Annotated in this window: 11 protein-coding genes; 8 read left to right on the forward strand and 3 right to left on the reverse strand. The window is 72.4% G+C overall.

The annotated features are described in order from the left end of the window. Positions 1 to 177 precede the first annotated feature (177 nt). The 5 genes from ACFPLC_RS36100 (at position 178) to ACFPLC_RS36120 (ending at position 11,047) form a co-directional block, all read left to right on the forward strand. Entirely contained in the window at positions 178 to 612 is a 435-nt protein-coding gene (locus ACFPLC_RS36100) for a DUF6292 family protein (protein WP_378192512.1), read from the forward strand. Positions 613 to 627: 15 nt separating this feature from the next. Next, positions 628 to 2,529, forward strand: a complete 1,902-nt coding sequence (locus tag ACFPLC_RS36105; protein ID WP_378192514.1) for a S9 family peptidase — start codon at positions 628 to 630, stop codon at positions 2,527 to 2,529. 44 nt (positions 2,530 to 2,573) lie between these two features. Further along, a complete protein-coding gene (locus tag ACFPLC_RS36110) occupies positions 2,574 to 3,545 on the forward strand; it encodes a magnesium transporter CorA family protein (protein ID WP_378192516.1) in 972 nt (323 codons plus the stop codon). A 567-nt stretch (positions 3,546 to 4,112) separates the two neighbouring features. Further along, the gene (locus tag ACFPLC_RS36115; protein ID WP_378192762.1) at positions 4,113 to 8,669 is read left to right on the forward strand and encodes a HAMP domain-containing protein; all 4,557 of its coding nucleotides are present in this window, start codon (positions 4,113 to 4,115) and stop codon (positions 8,667 to 8,669) included. After that, the gene (locus tag ACFPLC_RS36120; protein WP_378236045.1) at positions 8,666 to 11,047 is read left to right on the forward strand and encodes a SpoIIE family protein phosphatase; all 2,382 of its coding nucleotides are present in this window, start codon (positions 8,666 to 8,668) and stop codon (positions 11,045 to 11,047) included. The genes ACFPLC_RS36115 and ACFPLC_RS36120 overlap by 4 nt, the downstream gene beginning before the upstream one ends. Before the next feature lie 82 nt (positions 11,048 to 11,129). Here ACFPLC_RS36120 and ACFPLC_RS36125 read toward each other — a convergent pair whose 3' ends face one another. Continuing rightward, a complete protein-coding gene (locus ACFPLC_RS36125) occupies positions 11,130 to 12,227 on the reverse strand; it encodes a calcium:cation antiporter (protein ID WP_378192520.1) in 1,098 nt (365 codons plus the stop codon). A gap of 52 nt (positions 12,228 to 12,279) precedes the next feature. After that, positions 12,280 to 13,194: a LysR family transcriptional regulator gene (locus ACFPLC_RS36130; RefSeq protein ID WP_378192522.1), complete on the reverse strand. Its 915-nt coding sequence runs from the start codon at positions 13,192 to 13,194 to the stop codon at positions 12,280 to 12,282. Positions 13,195 to 13,264: 70 nt separating this feature from the next. On the opposite strand from ACFPLC_RS36130, the gene ACFPLC_RS36135 reads away from it, so the two are divergent. From ACFPLC_RS36135 to ACFPLC_RS36145, 3 genes are all read left to right on the forward strand, one after another. Further along, entirely contained in the window at positions 13,265 to 14,998 is a 1,734-nt protein-coding gene (locus tag ACFPLC_RS36135; protein ID WP_378192524.1) for a pyruvate dehydrogenase, read from the forward strand. Positions 14,999 to 15,132: 134 nt separating this feature from the next. Beyond that, a complete protein-coding gene (locus tag ACFPLC_RS36140) occupies positions 15,133 to 16,158 on the forward strand; it encodes a hypothetical protein (RefSeq protein WP_378192526.1) in 1,026 nt (341 codons plus the stop codon). Positions 16,159 to 16,247: 89 nt separating this feature from the next. Beyond that, positions 16,248 to 16,916: an HNH endonuclease family protein gene (locus tag ACFPLC_RS36145; RefSeq protein WP_378192528.1), complete on the forward strand. Its 669-nt coding sequence runs from the start codon at positions 16,248 to 16,250 to the stop codon at positions 16,914 to 16,916. On the opposite strand, the gene ACFPLC_RS36150 is transcribed toward ACFPLC_RS36145, so the two are convergent. Then, on the reverse strand, positions 16,913 to 17,665 hold the full coding sequence (locus tag ACFPLC_RS36150) for a fructosamine kinase family protein (protein ID WP_378192530.1): 753 nt from the start codon (positions 17,663 to 17,665) through the stop codon (positions 16,913 to 16,915). The two genes, ACFPLC_RS36145 and ACFPLC_RS36150, sit on opposite strands and share 4 nt — an antisense overlap. Between the last annotated feature and the right edge of the window lie 25 nt (positions 17,666 to 17,690).

Raw genomic sequence — 17,690 nt, forward strand, 5'->3', positions numbered from 1 at the left:
GCCTTTCTCTCTTCGGATACTCCGGTTCTAACATGTCGTCGTTTCGATGACAAGTGAGATGTCGCCGGATAGACGACGTTACTGTCCGGTTTCCCGGGATTGAACAGCGTGTAACCGGGGTACCCGATCGGGGGACCGCGGAGGATCCCGCGGCCGGACGGGGAAAGCGAGGCGGCGTTGAGCATTCTGATCGACTTCGGGCGCGACACGGAGTTCTCGTTCGAGCGGCGGCTGCGTGGCTACGTGGGGGCGGTGGCCCGGGCCGTGGGAGTGGGGCTCGAGTCCTGCACGCTCGACGCGGGCACCCCCGCGGCGGCCTACATCGCCCTCGACTGGCGCCTGTCCCGCTTTCCCGGCCACGACCTGGCCCTGGTCTGGGACGAAGTCCACGGCTGGGCGGCGGCGATCGAAGACGCCACCGGCGCGACGGTCCTGAGCTACCTCGGCGGGGAAGCCTGCCCGGAACCTCGCGCGGTGGTCCGGTTCCTGGCGGCCGTCCGCGCGGACGACCCGGACGCGGGGACCCCGGAGCCCCCGGTGCTGCGCGAAGCGGGCGACCACGAGCGGCTGCTGGCGATGGTCCCGGAAGCGAGGCCCGCCGGGCGCGGCTGATGGCAGACTGGGGGCATGGGGGAGCTGACGGCGGACGCCGTGGTCGACCGGATGGTGCCGCAGGCCCCGCGCGTGTCCCCGGACGGCCGCTGGGTGGTCTACGCGAGTGCGCCGGTGGGCCGGGCGGGGAAGTACCCGGAAAGCGGGCTGTGGATCGCGCCCGCGGACGGCCGTGAACCGCCCCGGGAGCTCGCCGCCGCCGCGGCGGACGATCGGGAGCCGAGGTGGTCGGCCGATGCGGCGTGGGTGTACTTCCTGTCCGACCGGGTCGATCGCGGGACGCCGCAGCTGCATCGGGTCCGCCGCGAAGGCGGCGAGCCGGAGCAGCTGACGGACTGGCGCTCGGGCATCCAGGAGTACCTGCTGCTGCCGGAAGGTGAAGCGGTGGTGCTCGTTGCGCCGGAGGAGCACGCGGCGCCCGCCGACCCGCGGGTACGCGTGGTCCGGCCGGCCGTCGACGCCGGTGCGGCGCGCCCCGAGCCGGTGCCGACGGGGGCCGGTCACCCTGCCTGCAGTCCCTGGGACTCCGTCGCCCCGGCCCACCGGCTCTGGCGCCTCGACCTGCGAACCCGCGCTGTCGATCCGCTCGGCGACTTCGGGAGGCGGCACGTCGTCGAAGCCGCCGCGCGGCCGGATGGCCGCGCTCTCGCCGTCTTCACCTGGTCCGTCGCCGACCGTGAGCCCGGGCGGTTCGACCCCGGGCTGCACCTCGTCGACCCCGCCACGGGCGCCCGGCAGGACCTCGGCGTCCCGGCGCACGAGCCCGAACAGCTCACCTGGTGGCGCGACGAAGCCGGCTGGCACCTGGCCTACCGCGGCGTCACCCCGCCCGGCTTGATCGGCGGCAACGCGATCTTCGAGGCCCGCGGCCACCGGAACCTCACCGCCGGGATGGACGTCTGCCCGACCGAACCGGCCGAGTCCGGCGACGGCTCGTTGCTGGCCTTGTTCGCCGAAGGTCTCGACACGACGATCCGGCGCTTCGACCCCGCCGCCGGCGCCTTCACCGAGCTCGCGCGTGCGACCGGAAGCCTGCATGGTCTTAGTTCGGGCGGCGGCCGGATCGCCGTCGTCGCGAGCACGGCCACCGAGCCGGACGCCGTCCACTGCGGACCACCCGGCGGCCCGTTCACCCGGCTCGGCGCGCCGCAGCTGCGCGGGATCCCCTGGGGCGTCCAGGAACGGCTGTCCTACCGGGCCGAAGACGGCCTGGACCTCGACGGCCTCCTGATCCTCCCGCCCGGCCGGACCCGCGCCGACGGGCCCTTCCCGCTCGTCACCCTGGTCCACGGCGGCCCGTACGACCGCTGGGAAGACCGGTTCCAGCTCGGCTGGTTCCGCTGCGGCCAGTGGCTGGCCGCGGCCGGGCTGGCGGTGTTCCTGCCGAACATGCGCGGCGGCCTGGGCCACGGCCACGCCTTCGCGGCGAGTGTCGCGGGCGACGTCGGCGGCGCGGAGTTCACGGACCTGCTCACCGGAATCGACCTCCTCGTCGAAGCCGGTGTCGCCGATGGAGAACGGCTCGGCATCGGCGGCGGCAGCCACGGCGGGTTCGTGGCCGCCTGGGCCGTCACGCAGACGGATCGCTTCAAGGCGGCCCTCGTCAACGCGGGCGTCATCGACTGGCCCTTGCTCGCGGCGACCGGCGAGCACGGCCGTTACGATCGCGCCCTCGGCGGCCGGGAGAACAGCCCGATCACCTACGCGGACCGCATCGCGACCCCGGTCTTGATCCTGCACGGCGAAGACGACACGAACGTCCCGCTCTCCCAGGCCGAACTCCTGCACACCGCCCTCGGCGACCGGCCGCACGAGTTCGTCGTCTACCCGCGGGAGGGCCACTCGCTCCGGGAACGCGCGCACCAGATCGACTTCCTGCACCGGACGCGAGACTGGTTCTCCCGGCTGCTCGCTTAGGCGCGGGGAGTGTGAGGGCCGGGCCGATCGGGCACTCCGCCGGCATGACGAGGACCCGGGTGTACCGCGACGGCGTGCTGCAGAAGGAAGACTTCCCGATCGCCGACGTATCGGACTTCCTGGCCGAACCGGACACCACTGTCTGGGTCGACCTCTGCGCGCCGACCGAAGCGGACCTGGCCCAGCTCGCCGGCGAACTCGGCCTGCACCGCCTCGCGGTCGAGGACGCGGTCGCCGAACACCAGCGGCCCAAGCTCGACCGCTACGACGGCCACGCCTTCCTCGCGGCCTACGCGGTGCAGTTCGACGCCGCCACCGGCCGCGTCACCACCGCCGAGTTCGGCGCCTTCGTCACGCCGCGGGCGCTGGTGACCGTGCGCAAGGACGACGGCTTCGCCATCGAGCCGGTCGTGCGCCGCTGGGACCAGGCGTCGGAGCTGGCGAAGTCCGGCGTGCCGTTCCTGCTGCACGGCCTGCTCGACCACGTCGTCGACGGGCAGTACGAGGCGGTGCAGGCGCTCGACGACGAAGTCGAAGCCCTGGAGGACCTGGTCTTCGCCGACCGGCCGGACTCCTCGGAACTGCAGCGCCGCTCGTTCCGGCTGCGCAAGAGCCTCACCGCGCTGCGTCGCGTCGTGCTGCCCATGCGCGAGGTGATCAGCTCCCTGATGCGCCCGGACCTGCGGCTGGCCGACGAGCTGACCCGCCCGTACTTCGAGGACGTCCACGACCACGCCCGCCAGGCCGCCGAGCAGACCGAGGCCCTGCGCGAGCTGATCGCGACCGTCCGGGAGACCCAGCTGAACCTGCAGGGCAACCGGCTCAACCTGATCATGAAGAAGGTCACCGGCTGGGCCGCGGTGATCGCGGTGCCGACCGCGGTGACCGGGTTCTACGGCCAGAACGTGCCGTACCCGGGCAACGGGACACCGGCCGGGTTCTGGACGTCGACGGCCGTGGTGCTGGTGCTGTCGCTCGGGCTGTACGGGATCTTCAAGAAGAAGGACTGGCTCTGACCCCTCCCCGCCGGCCGACCCTCCAGGCGCGCAAGCCGACCCTCCAGGTACGCAAGCCGACCCTCCAGGTACGCAAGTCGACCCTCCAGGTACGCGAGTTCCGCGTTCCATACCCGGGACTCGCGTGCTCAGAGGCCGAACTCGCGTGATTGGGGGCGTAACTCGCGTGACTGGAGGGGTATCTCGCGTGATTGAAGGGGCATCACGCGTGATTGAGGGGGCATCACGCGTGATTGAGGGGGCAACACGGCCTGTGGGGGTAACCCGGGTCTTTCCACAATGGAGTGTCCACAGCGGACGTTGGTTCCGGGCGCGCCGGAACCGGCGACGGCGTCGGCGCGCACGTCACCAGAGCCCGGGACGGCGTTCAGCCGAACGGGGCAATGCGGCCGGATGGCCTGCGGGAGAAGGAAAGGCTTTCGAGCACCGCCTGGGAGCGCACGTGGACACCGGCGCGGCTGGTTGCTCAACCGTTGCCGCTCAGCATAGTGCAGCTGCACTATGCTGAGCCATCCGGTGTGCACGCAGCGGGACAACCGAAGAAACGGGTGGCGGATGAGCGGGGCAATGGTCGAAGGGACGCGCCCGGGTGCGGGGGCGGACGCTTCGGGCGTGGGCGTGGGCGAGGCGGGTGAGCAGGAGCTGCGCCGCCTGCTGGCCGGCCTGACCGCGGTCCGCGACGGCGACTTCGGCATCCGGCTGCCGGGCGGGGCCGACGGCCTGCTCGGCGAGATCGCCACGGTCTTCAACGGCATGGCCGACCAGCTCTCGCTGTTCACCTCCGAGGTCACCCGCGTCGCGCGGGAGGTCGGCAGCGAGGGGCAGCTGGGCGGGCAGGCCAAGGTCCCCGGCGTGTCCGGCACGTGGAAGGACCTCACCGACTCGGTGAACGCCATGGCCGGCAACCTGACCACCCAGGTGCGTGACATCGCCCAGGTGGCGACCGCGGTGGCGAAGGGCGACCTGTCGCAGAAGATCGACGTCGACGCCCGCGGCGAGATCCTCGAGCTGAAGGACACCGTCAACACGATGGTGGACCAGCTGTCGTCGTTCGCGGACGAGGTCACCCGGGTCGCGCGCGAGGTCGGCAGCGAAGGCCGCCTCGGCGGCCAGGCCCAGGTGCCCGGCGTCGGCGGGGTGTGGCGCGATCTCACCGATTCGGTGAACTTCATGGCCGGCAACCTGACCGACCAGGTCCGCAACATCGCCCAGGTGACGACGGCGGTGGCGAAGGGCGACCTGTCGCAGAAGATCACCGTCGACGCCCGCGGCGAGATCCTCGAGCTCAAGAACACGATCAACACGATGGTGGACCAGCTGTCGTCGTTCGCCGACGAGGTCACGCGCGTCGCGCGAGAAGTCGGCACCGAAGGCAGATTGGGCGGCCAGGCCGACGTCAAGGGCGTCTCGGGCACCTGGCGCGACCTCACCGACTCGGTGAACTTCATGGCCGGCAACCTGACCGACCAGGTCCGCAACATCGCCCAGGTCGCCACCGCGGTGGCCAAGGGCGACCTCTCGCAGAAGATCAACGTGACCGCCCGCGGCGAGGTCCTGGAGCTCAAGGACACGCTGAACACGATGGTGGATCAGCTGTCCGCGTTCGCGGACGAGGTCACCCGGGTGGCGCGTGAGGTGGGCACCGAGGGCAGGCTGGGTGGCCAGGCGGACGTCAAGGGCGTCTCCGGCACCTGGAAGGACCTCACCGAGTCGGTCAACGTCATGGCCGACAACCTCACCGCGCAGGTCCGCTCGATCGCGCAGGTCACCACCGCGGTCGCCCGCGGCGACCTGTCCCAGAAGATCCGCGTCGACGCCCGCGGCGAAATCCTCGAGCTGAAGGACACCATCAACACGATGGTGGATCAGCTGTCCGCGTTCGCGGACGAGGTCACCCGGGTGGCGCGCGAGGTCGGCACGGAGGGCAACCTCGGCGGCCAGGCCACCGTCCGCGGCGTGTCCGGGACCTGGAAGAACCTGACCGACAACGTCAACGTGATGGCGTCCAACCTGACCGGCCAGGTCCGCTCGATCGCCCAGGTCGCCACCGCGGTCGCCCGCGGCGACCTGTCGGGCAAGATCACCGTCGAGGCCAAGGGCGAGGTCGCGGCACTGGCCGACGTCATCAACACGATGGTCGACACGCTGTCCGCGTTCGCGGACGAGGTCACCCGCGTGGCCCGCGAGGTCGGCACCGAGGGCATGCTCGGCGGCCAGGCGCGGGTTCCGAACGTGGCCGGGACCTGGAAGGACCTCACCGACAACGTCAACTCGATGGCGAACAACCTCACCGGGCAGGTCCGCAACATCGCCCAGGTGACCACCGCCGTCGCGCAGGGCGACCTGACCCGCAAGATCGACGTCGACGCCCGCGGCGAGATCCTGGAGCTCAAGACCACGATCAACACGATGGTCGACCAGCTCTCCGCGTTCGCCGCGGAGGTCACCCGCGTGGCCCGCGAGGTCGGCAGCGAGGGCCGGCTCGGCGGCCAGGCCGAGGTCGAGGGCGTGTCGGGCACCTGGAAGCGGCTGACGGAGAACGTCAACGAGCTGGCCGGGAACCTCACCCGCCAGGTCCGCGCGATCGCCGAAGTGACCAGTGCGGTCGCCGAGGGCGACCTGACCCGCTCGATCACCGTCGACGCCTCCGGTGAGGTCGCCGAGCTGAAGGACAACATCAACTCGATGGTGGAGTCCCTGCGCGAGACCACCCGGGCGAACCAGGAGCAGGACTGGCTGAAGTCCAACCTGGCCACGATCACCGGCCTGATGCAGGGCCGCCGGGACCTCGCCGTGGTCGCGGCCGCGGTGATGGACGAGCTGGTCCCGCTGGTCAACGCCCAGTACGGCGCCTTCTACCTGGCCGACGACACGGCGGACGTGCCCGAGCTGCGGCTCGTCGGCGCCTACGGCCACCCGGACGACGGCGACGGCCCGGCGGTGCGGTTCCGCGTGGGCCAGTCGCTGGTCGGGCAGGCCGCCCGCAGCCGCCGCGCGATCGCGGTCGACGACGTCCCGCCCGGCTACGCCACGATCTCCTCCGGCCTGGGCAGCACCGCGCCGGCCAGCCTGATCGTGCTGCCGATCGTGGTCGAGGACCAGGTGCTCGGCGTGATCGAGCTGGCGTCGGTGCACGGGTTCACCACGGTGCACCGCGCGTTCCTCGAACTGCTGATGGAGCAGATCGGCGTCAACGTCAACAGCATCGTCGCCAACGCCCGCACCGACGAGCTGCTCGGCGAGTCGCAGCGGCTGACCGCGGAACTGCAGGCCCGCTCGGAGGAACTGCAGGCCCGGCAGGAAGAGCTCCAGTCGTCCAACGCCGAACTGGAGGAGAAGGCGGCGCTGCTGGTCACGCAGAACCGCGACATCGAGACGAAGAACCTGGAGATCGAGCAGGCCCGCCAGGAGCTCGAGGCGCGGGCCCAGCAGCTCACGCTGGCGTCGAAGTACAAGTCGGAGTTCCTGGCCAACATGAGCCACGAGCTGCGCACCCCGCTCAACAGCCTGCTGATCCTCGCCCAGCTGCTCGCGCAGAACCCGACCCGCAACCTCACCGCGAAGCAGGTCGAGTACGCGGGCATCATCCACTCGGCGGGCTCGGACCTGCTGCAGCTGATCAACGACATCCTCGACCTGTCGAAGGTCGAGGCCGGGAAGATGGACGTCACCCCGGAGCAGGTGTCGCTGCGTCAGCTCATCGACTACGTCGAAGCGACGTTCCGGCCGATGACCTCGCAGCGCAACCTGGACTTCCGGATCACCGTCGCGCCGGGCTCGCCCCCGGAGCTGCTGACCGACGACTCGCGGTTGCGGCAGGTGCTGCGCAACCTGCTGTCCAACGCGGTCAAGTTCACCGAGGTCGGCGGGATCGAGCTGCACATCGAGCCGGTCGACCCGGACACCCTGCCGCGGCCGCTGCGGGCCCACGGGCCCGCGCTCGCCTTCCGGGTCACCGACACCGGCATCGGGATCGCCGAGCACCAGCTCGAGTCGATCTTCGGCGCGTTCCAGCAGGCCGACGGCACGACCAGCCGCAAGTACGGCGGCACCGGGCTCGGCCTGTCGATCAGCCGCGAGATCGCGCAGCTGCTCGGCGGCGTCATCAGTGCCGAAAGCACGCTGGGCGAGGGCAGCACCTTCACCTTCACGCTGCCGGTCGCGCGCCCGGACTTCGCGCCGCTGCCGGCGGGGGAGCACCCCGGCGCAGCGGTGGTGCCTGCCGACGCCGGTGCGGTCGTCCCGGCGTCCGGCCCGCGCGCCCACCGGCGGCTGCTGGTCGTCGAGGAACGCCAGCACGGGCTGCTGACGCTCGTCGCCGAGAGCGCGGCGGCGGACCTGGCCGACAGCCGGGACATCGGCCTCTCGCCCGCCGACGTCGAAGTCGTGACGGCGGTCGGCACGCAGGAGGCGGCCGCCGCGCTGGCCACCGACGCCTACCACTGCGTGGTGCTCGACCTGGACCTGCCGGACCGGACGGCGTTCACCTTCCTCGACGCGATGGAAGGCGACAGCGCGCTGCGGCTGGTCCCGGTACTCGCGCACAACAGCCGCCGGCTCGACGGCGAGCTGGAGCAGCTGGTGCAGTCCCGCGCGGACATGCAGTCCCTCGAAGTGCTCTCCGGGCTGGACGAGCTGCGCGAGCGGATCGCGCTGCACCTGTCGGCCGAGGAACCCGGCGCGGTGCTGCCGCTGGTCCGCCAGGACGAGCCGGCCGCGCCGGTGCGGGCGGCCGACGTCGACACGACGCTGGCCGGGCGCACGGTGCTGATCGTCGACGACGACCCGCGCAACGTCTACGCGCTGACCGGGATCCTGGAACTGCACGGCATGCACGTGCTGCACGCCGAGGACGGCCGCAAGGGCGTCGAGACGGTCGCGTCGCACCCCGGCATCGACCTGATCCTGATGGACGTGATGATGCCGGAGATGGACGGCTACACCGCGACGGCGAAGATCCGCGCGATGCCCGAGCACGCCGGGATTCCGATCGTCGCGGTGACCGCGAAGGCGATGCCGGGCGACCGGGAGAAGAGCCTCGCCTCGGGCGCGACCGACTACGTCACGAAACCGGTCGATGCGGACGACCTGATCGCCCGCATCAAGCGGCACGTGACGGCGTGATCGGCGACGAGCGGTTGCCCGCCGAAGACCAGCCCGTCCCCGTGCTGCCCTCGCCGGCCGAGGTGTCGGCCAACCTGGCCCGGCTCGCCGACACCGTCGCCCGCCTGCGCGGCGAGGTCGACCACGCGCACGCCGTCGCCGACGGCCGCGGGCTGATCGAGCTGGCCAAGGGCGTGCTGATGGAACGCCTGCACTGCACGCCGTCGGACGCGGCGAAGCAGCTGGAGTCGCTGGCCGAGCGCTCCGGGATGACGCCGCTCGAGTTCGCGGCGGACGTCGTCGGCGAGGCGGCCGAGGATCGCATCACCGAGGTGACGCAGGAGTTCCTGGCCCGCGCCGAAGGCGAAGAGTCGGTCGCGGTGCGGCTGCGGACGGCCGAGAGCGGGGTGCTCGCGGCGGGCGACACCCAGCGCGTGGCGGAGTCCATTCTGGAGCACGCGCTGCGGCCGCTCGGCGCGACCGCCGTCGCGGTGTGGCTGGCCGGGCCGGACGGGTCGCTGACGCTGGCCGGTTCGGCCGGCTTCTCCGCCGAGGAGGCGGCGCGCTGGTGCTACGTCCCGCCCGGCGTGGCGACGCCCGCCCGCAGCGCGCTGATCGAGCGCGACACCGTCTGGTTCCCGACCCTCTCCGGCGGCGGGCTGCCGTCGATCGGGCAGCACACGCTGTCCGGCGGCGGCCGCGTGACGGTCCCGACCGGCACCGGCGGCCGGATCATCGGCGTCGTCGAAATGTGCTGGCCGGAGCCGCTGCCCGCGGAACCGGGCCGCCAGCGCCGTCAGCTGGAGGCACTGGCCGAATTGTGCGCGCACACCCTGGACACCTGGGACGGCGTGGTCGCGCCGGCGCCCGGCGGCGACTTCCTCGGCGAGCTGGTCGACTTCATCGACGGCCTGCACGACCCGGCCGTGCTGCTGTCGCCGTGCATCGACGGCGGCGACCGGCTCAGCGACTTCCGCATCCACCACGCCAACGTCCGGTTCACCGATCCGGGCGGGCGGCCGCGCAGCCGGATCGTCGGCACCCGGCTGCTGGAGTCCTACCCGCTCGCGGCCGAAGAGAGCGGCCTGCTCGACAAGATCCAGCGCGTCTACGCCACCGGCGAGCCGTTCCGGGCGGAGAGCATGGCGGTCACCACCCTGGTCGACCAGGTTTCGCTGACCGTGCTCACCGACGTCAGCCTCACCCGCTTCGCCGGGAACGTGCTGCTGATCCTGCGCATCCAGGACGACGCGGCGAAGCTCGCGGTGCTGCTGCAGCACGCCCAGCGGCTCGGGCGGATCGGCGGCTTCGAGGAGAACGTCGTCACCGGGGCGATCACCTGGAACACCGAGCTGTTCGCGTTGTACGGCCTGCCGCCGAACGCCGCGCCGCTGTCGCTGCACGACCTGGCCGGGCACGCGCACCCCGACGACGCGCCGGCGATCGGCCGGTTCCTGCGGGCGGTGCTGCACCACAAGCGGCCGTCGTCGACCGCGTTCCGGCTGCAGCGCTCCGACGGCGTCGCCCGGCACATCCGGGTGGTCGCCGAGCCGGTCGTCGACGGCCGCGGCGAGCTGGTCGCGGTCCGCGGGGCGTACCAGGACGTTTCGGCGCAGCACTGGACCGAGGTGGCCCTGGCGGCAACGCGGGACAGGCTGGCCGAGACCGAGCAGCAGGCGATGGAGCGCAACCGGCTCGCGCTGCAGCTGCAGCACGCGATCATGCCGCCGGCCAAGGGCCCGATCGACATGCCGGGCCTGCGCGCGGCCGTCCGCTACCGCCCGGCGGAGAAGGAGCACCTGGTCGGCGGCGATTGGTACGACGCGGTCGCGCTGCCGACCGGCGAGGTCCTGCTGTGCGTCGGCGACGTCGCCGGCCACGGCATCGACGCGGCGACGGGCATGGTGAGCCTCCGCAACGCCCTGCGCGGCCTCGCCGCGACCGGCGCCGGGCCGGCCCAGCTGCTGACCTGGCTGAACCTGGTGGCCTACCACCTGACCGACCACGTGACGGCGACGGCGGTGGCGGCGGTCTACGACCCGGCGCACCGCAAGCTGCGCTGGGCCCGGGCGGGCCACCTGCCCCCGATCGTCCGCCACCGCGACGGAACGGCCACGACGTTGCCCCTGATCCGCGGCTCGCTCCTCGGCGCGGTCCGCGACGTGACGTACGAGGAGGACGAGCTCCAGCTGGCCGAAGGCGACATCCTGCTGATCTACACCGATGGGCTGATCGAGCGCCGCGACCGCCCGGTCCAGGATTCGGTGTCCCGCCTGGTGACGCTGGTCCACGGCCACGACGGCGGCCTCGAGCACCAGCTGGACACCCTCCTGACGTACAGTACGGCGGACACCGACGACGACACCTGCGTGGTCGGCATCGAAGTCACCACCGTCTGACCCGCTCTTGACGCAGTGAATGACTCATTCCTGGCATCCGACGCCAGGAATGAGTCATTCACTGCACTCCGCCGGGCCCGGGTCAGGGGTTGATGGCCAGGACCAGGAAGCCCGCCAGCAGGACCAGGTGCACGCCGCCCTGGAGGCGGGTGGCCCGGCCGGGGACCACCGTCAGGACGCTCACCACCACCGTCAGAGCCAGCAGGACGATCTGCGTCGAGCCCAGGCCGAGCAGCAGCTGGCCCGGCAGCCACACGGACGCCAGCGCGATCGCCGGAATCGTCAGGCCGATGCTGGCGATCGCCGAGCCGTAGGCGAGGTTGAGGCTGATCTGCATCCGGTCGCGCTGGGCCGCGCGCACCGCGGCCAGTGTCTCCGGCAGCAGGACCAGCAGCGCGATCACCACGCCGACGAACGACTGCGGGAACCCGGCCGCGCGCACCCCGGCCTCGATCGCGGGCGACTCCACCTTCGCCAGCCCGACCACGGCCACCAGGGCCACGAGCAGCAGCGCCAGGCTGCCCAGCGCCGCGCGGTTCGACGGCGGGTCGGCGTGGTCGTCTTCCTTGACCGCGCCGTCGGCCGCCACCGGGAGGAAGAAGTCGCGGTGGCGCACCGTCTGGGTGAGCACGAACGTCCCGTACAGCACGAGGGACGCCAGCGCCGCGAACGTCAGCTGCGTGGGGGAGAACGCCGGCCCCGGCGTGCTGGAGGTGAACGCCGGAAGCACCAGGCTCAGCGTGGCCAGCGTCGCGACCGTCGCCAGTGCGGCGCCGCTGCCTTCGGAGTTGAACAACGTCGAGCCGTAGCGGCGGGCGCCGACGAGCAGCGAGATGCCCACGATGCCGTTGGTGGTGATCATCACGGCGGCGAACACCGTGTCCCGCGCCAGCGAGCCGGTGTCCGGGCCGCCCGAAACCATCATCGTGACGATCAGCGCGACCTCGATGACGGTGACCGCCACCGCGAGCACCAGCGAGCCGAACGGTTCCCCCACCCGGTGGGCGACGACCTCAGCGTGGTGCACCGCCGCCAGCACGGTCGCCCCGAGCGCGACGGCGACGAGGACCACGAAGACCGGGCCGAGGTCGCGGCCCCAGGCGAGCGCCAGCACGAGCACGCCGAGCACCGGGGTGACGGAGGTCCAGGACAGCAGGAAGGATCTCAGCGCGGCGACCATGTCCTCCACCTTGACACACGAGCACGGGTTGCGCTGTCCCGCAAGGCACTTCTCACATCGTCCCATGTGGACGGTGCCGATCCGCCGGCACCAGCCGCGGCGCCGCGGCGACGACGTGACGGCGGAAGGTTTCGCTCAGCGGCGGCAGGTTCCGGCCCGCCGCCCAGGCGAGCCCGATGTCGCGCGCAGCGTCCACATCGGTCAGTTCGAGGTGTGGCGCCGGGAACTCCGCGGTGTGCGGCAGGGGCACCACGGACACGCCCAGCCCGGCGGTGACGAGACCGCGCAGCGTCTCCACCTCGTCGCCTTCGAACCCGACGCGCGGGGTGAACCCGGCCTCGGCGCACAGCCGCTCGGTCGTCTCGCGCAGCGCGTAGCCCGGGCGCAGGAGGATGAACGTCTCGTCCGCGACGTCGGCGAGGCGCACCCGCCGCCGCCCGGCGAGCCGGTGGTGCGGGGGCACCGCGAGCCGCAGCGGCTCGACGAGCAGGCGGGACCAGTGCAGCTGGGGGTGCCCGGGGTCGCCGCTGGTGATGACGAGGTCCGCAGTGCCGTCGAGGAGCTCGGCCTCGAGCCCGGCCTCGCCGTGCTGCCGCAGCTCGAAGCGGGCGCTCGGGTGGTCGCGCAGGAAGCCGCTCAGCACGGCGGGCACCAGCCAGGTGCCGAACGTGTGCAGGAACGCCAGCGGGACGACGCCGGTGTCCGGCGCGACGATCTCGCCAACCTCGCGCAGGCCCTGGTCGAGTTGGTCGAGCACGAGATCGACGTGCCGCTTGAAGGCGTGCCCGGCCGGCGTCAGCCGCAGCACCCGCCCCGACCGGCGGAACAGCTCGGCGCCGGCGTCGTGCTCCAGGCGCCGCAGGGCCCGCGACAGGGCCGGCTGGGTGAGGTGGGCCCGCGCGGCGGTCTCGGTGACGGTGGCGCCGCCCGCGACCGCGCGGAAGAGCCGCAGCGTCTGGACGTCCATGCGTCCAGTGTATGGATTTTCAGCCAATCAGGCATTGGACGCATCGATCATCCGGGGCCACCCTGGAGGTATGGCTACCGTGGCAGAACAACTGGTCAGGACCCTGCGCGACGCCGGGGTCGAGCGCATCTACGGCATCGTCGGGGACAGCCTGAACCCGATCGTCGACGCGGTCCGCCGCACCGACGGCATCGACTGGGTGCACGTCCGCCACGAGGAGACCGCCGCCTTCGCCGCCGCGGCCGAAGCGCAGGTCACCGGCAAGCTCGCCGTCTGCGCGGGCAGCTGCGGGCCGGGCAACCTGCACCTGATCAACGGCCTGTTCGACGCCCATCGCTCGGGCGCGCCGGTGCTGGCGATCGCGTCGCACATTCCGTCGAACCAGATCGGCACCGGGTTCTTCCAGGAGACCCACCCGGACCGGCTCTTCGCCGAGTGCAGCCACTTCAGCGAGGTCGTGGCGGACCCCGCGCAGCTGCCGCGCCTGCTGCGGATCGCCACGCAGGCCGCCGTCGGCAAGGGCGGCGTTGCGGTGCTGACCATCCCGGGCGACCTCGCCGACCGCAAGGCCACCGGCCCGCTCACCGAGCGCCTCCCGCTGGTGACGCCGTCGCCCGCGGTGCCGCCTTCGGAGACCGTGCAGGAGCTGGCGGATCTGCTGAACTCCGGCGAGAAGGTGATGCTCTTCGCGGGCGCGGGGGTCCGCGGCGCGCACGACGAGGTGATGGCGCTGGCGGAGAAGCTCGCCGCGCCGGTCGGGCACTCGCTCGGCGGCAAGGAGTGGATCCAGTACGACAACCCGTTCGACGTCGGCATGAGCGGCCTGCTCGGCTACGGCGCCTGCTACGACGCGATGCACGAGGCCGACCGGATCGTGCTGCTGGGCACGGACTTCCCGTACGACAACTTCCTCCCGCAGGCGCACACGATCCAGCTCGACCACGACGCCTCGCGGCTGGGCCGCCGCACTCCGCTGGACCTGGCCGTGCACGGGGATGTGAAGGAAACGCTGCGGGCGCTGCTCCCGCTGCTGCGGCCCCGGGGTGACCGGGCGTTCCTCGACCGGATGCTGCGCGAGCACGTGCGGAAGCTGGAGAAGGTCGTCGGCGCGTACACGACGAAGATCGAGCACCGCCGTCCGATCCACCCGGAGTACGTGGCTTCGGTGCTCGACGAGGTCGCGGCCGACGACGCGGTGTTCACCGTCGACACCGGCATGGGCAACGTCTGGGCCGCGCGCTACTTGACGCCGAACGGCCGCCGCCGCGTGCTGGGTTCGTTCCGGCACGGCAGCATGGCGAACGCGCTGCCGCACGCGATCGGCGCCCAGCTGGCCCAGCCGGGCCGCCAGGTCGTGTCGCTTTCGGGCGACGGCGGGCTCGCGATGCTGATGGGCGACCTGCTGACGCTGCCGGCGTACGACGTCCCGGTGAAGGTCGTGGTGTTCAACAACGCCACGCTCGGCATGGTGAAGCTGGAGATGCTGGTCGACGGCCTCCCGGACTTCGGCACCGACCACGCCCCGGTGAACTTCGCGGCGATCGCCGCGGCCTGCGGTGTGTTCTCCGAGCGCGTCGAGGACCCGGCCGACGTCCGCGGTGCGCTGGAGAAGGCGTTCGCCCACCCCGGCCCGGCGGTGGTCGAGGTGGTGACCGACCCGAACGCGCTGTCGATCCCGCCGCGGATCACCGGGGAGATGGTGCGCGGGTTCGCGCTGGGGGCGACGAAGACGGTGCTCAACGGCGGTGTCGGCAAGATGGTCGACCTCGCCCGCGCCAACCTCCGCAACACCCCGCGGCCGTAGCCTCCGGGAGAGGCGGGTGCGGTCCACTGTGGACCGCACCCGGGGTGCCGGCCGGCCTCGGCTACGCACGGTGGTGATCGACCACTCGTTCGGCTGCTGGGGGCGCGGTGGGGTTGCCTCTTACCGTCGAGGGAGTGCTCGCCGTCGGCGTCGTGGGAGGTGTGACCGGCGTGCTCGTGGCCCTCCAGCGAACCGGCGAAGACCGCCCGCTCCCCCCGGCGGCGGCGCACCTGGTGGCGTTGCTGCGATCGTGGGGCCCGGGCCCGGAACACCTGACGGGGCTGGCACTGGCGGGCATCACGCTCCCCGGCCGGCTCGGCCCCCGGGTGGTGGACGCGCTGGTGTTCACCCGCTGCGGAGTGGTGGTCATCGCGGCGCACGAACCCGGCCCGGCGGAGTGGCCGGGCCCGGGCGACCGCACGGGGGCGGCGGTGGCGGCGGCCAGGGGAGCACTGGCCGGCCACGAAGGCGGGCGGCACGTGACGGGCCTGGTCGCGGTGGTTCCCCCGGCGGGAGTGCCCGGGAGGGGGAGCGCGCAGGACCTGCGGTTGGGCGAGTGGGCGGCAGTCAGGCCGGAGAGCGCACCGCAGATGGCCGCCGGTGCGGGCGAGCCGACGGCGGTCCCGGAGGTGGGTCCGCCCGAGATGACGGGTCACGCACGGGAAGCCGAGCGGGCGGACAGCGTCGAGACAAGCCCTGCGCAGCAGCCCGCTCTGCGGTGGCCCGACCCGCACCCCGTGCCCGGCGTCGCCGTCGTTCTGGCCGATCCGCGTGGGCTGCGGCGGATCATCGCCCAGCACAACCGGTGGCGGACCGTCTGGTCGGCCGATGACGTTCTCGATGCCTGCTACGCCCTCTCCCTCGCGCACCTCGCCCCGCCGCGGGCCGCGCTCATCGCCGACGGGTTCCCGGCGCGGCTTCCGGTGCTCGACCGGCTGCCCGAACTGCCCGCCGTGATCGCCGTGCCGCCGCCGGAACCGCCGCCGGTGGCCGTCGAAGACGATCCCGGCGTGTGGACTCCATCGGCGCGGGCGGTCGTCTTCCCGCGGCAGCGGCCGATCCGGCAGATCCCCTGGGGCCTGCTCTTCGTGCTCGTCGTGCTGGTCACCATCGGCGTCGTCGCCGCTGTGTTCGTCGGGCAGGTCTTCCACGGCTCTTGACCCGATTGGATCGCGTCAACTAGGCCATCTGCACCGTTTCCCGCACGCGTCGGCTGGGCACCTCCCGGTAGATGTGAAAGGGGTTCACGATGCCGCGCACCCGAGCGCTTGTCCTGCTCGCCGTCCTCGCCGGATCCTCCCTCACCGGGTGCAAGCTCGCCGACGAGCTGGCGTCCGGAGCCGGGCCGGTGACGCGGGGACCCGAAACGGCCGCCGCGCCGCGGATCGCGCCCGCCGACGCGCGGAACGAGCTCGCGGCTCTGCAGGTCGCCGTGCGCGGCACCATGGACGGCTACAGCCGGGACGAGTTCCCGCACTGGGACAAGGTCGACGCGAACTGCGACGTCCGCGAAGAGGTGCTCAAGCGCGACGGCAAGGACGTCCAGACCGACTCGCGCTGCGCCCCGAAATCCGGCACCTGGGTCAGTCCCTACGACGGGGAAACGTGGCACAAGGCGTCCGATGTGGACATCGACCACACGGTTCCGCTCGGGCAGGCCTGGATCAGCGGCGCGAAGAGCTGGACGCGGGAACGGCGCGAGCAGTTCGCGAACGACCTCGTCCGCCCGCAGCTGAAAGCCGTCACCGACAACCTCAACGAACAGAAGAGCGACAAGGGCCCGGACGAGTGGAAGCCGCCGCTCGTGTCGTACTGGTGCGCCTACGCCACCGATTGGATCGTCGTGAAGCACGACTACGGCCTGACGATCACCGTGCCCGAACGGGCCGCCCTGGAGTCGATGTTGCAGCACTGCTAGAACGAGCGGGCCGCCGCCACCGCCTGCGCGGCGTAGGACTGTCCGAACAGGACGGTGTGCACCAGCAGCGGGAAGAGCTGGTGCAGCCCGATCCGGTCGCGCCGGCCGTCGGCCAGTGGCGCCGACTCGTCGTAGGCGGCGATGACCCGATCGAGGTGGGGGCAGCCGAAGAGGTGCAGCATCGCCAGGTCCGTCTCGCGGTGCCCTCCGTGGGCCGCCGGGTCGATCAGCCACGCCTCGCGCCCGTCCCACAGGACGTTGCCGTTCCAAAGGTCGCCGTGCAGCCGCGCGGGCGGCTCGGCCGACGCCGGGATCCGGGCGCAGGCCCGTTCGAACAACGCCGCTTCGGCCGGCCCGAACGTCCCGGCGTCCACCGCCAGCCGCACGTAGGGCAGCACGCGATCGGCGGCGTACCAGGACGCCCAGTCGTCCGCCGGGACGTTGGCCATCGGCGCCCGGCCGATCCACGCCTCCGTGGGTCCGTCCGGCGGCGGGGCGCCGAAGGCCGGGGCCCCGGCGGCGTGCAAGCCGGCCAGCCCGCGACCGAAGCGTTCCGCCGCCGCGGCCGACGGGCGCCCGGCCGGGACGCGGTCGATCACGAGCTGGTCCTGGTCGAAACTCCGCACGGTGGGCACCGGCACCGTGCCCGCGGCCGCGAGCCAGCGCAGGCCCGCCACCTCGGCCACCGTCGCGCCGGGAGCGTGGCCCCGCTTGACCACCACCTCACGGCCGTCTTCGGACTCGCTCATGTCCCGCACGGTACCGGCGCGCTAC

Source organism: Amycolatopsis plumensis, assembly GCF_042652605.1.
Classification (GTDB): Bacteria; Actinomycetota; Actinomycetes; order Mycobacteriales; family Pseudonocardiaceae; genus Amycolatopsis; species Amycolatopsis plumensis.

Bases quoted from the DNA above. Each gene is read 5' to 3' on its own strand.
- ACFPLC_RS36105 (WP_378192514.1), top strand. From the start codon at position 628: ATGGGGGAGCTGACGGCGGACGCCGTGGTCGACCGGATGGTGCCGCAG.
- ACFPLC_RS36130 (WP_378192522.1), bottom strand. From the start codon at position 13,194: ATGGACGTCCAGACGCTGCGGCTCTTCCGCGCGGTCGCGGGCGGCGCC.
- ACFPLC_RS36135 (WP_378192524.1), top strand. From the start codon at position 13,265: ATGGCTACCGTGGCAGAACAACTGGTCAGGACCCTGCGCGACGCCGGG.
- ACFPLC_RS36150 (WP_378192530.1), bottom strand. From the start codon at position 17,665: ATGAGCGAGTCCGAAGACGGCCGTGAGGTGGTGGTCAAGCGGGGCCAC.
- ACFPLC_RS36110 (WP_378192516.1), top strand. From the start codon at position 2,574: ATGACGAGGACCCGGGTGTACCGCGACGGCGTGCTGCAGAAGGAAGAC.
- ACFPLC_RS36145 (WP_378192528.1), top strand. From the start codon at position 16,248: ATGCCGCGCACCCGAGCGCTTGTCCTGCTCGCCGTCCTCGCCGGATCC.
- ACFPLC_RS36125 (WP_378192520.1), bottom strand. From the start codon at position 12,227: ATGGTCGCCGCGCTGAGATCCTTCCTGCTGTCCTGGACCTCCGTCACC.
- ACFPLC_RS36115 (WP_378192762.1), top strand. From the start codon at position 4,113: ATGGTCGAAGGGACGCGCCCGGGTGCGGGGGCGGACGCTTCGGGCGTG.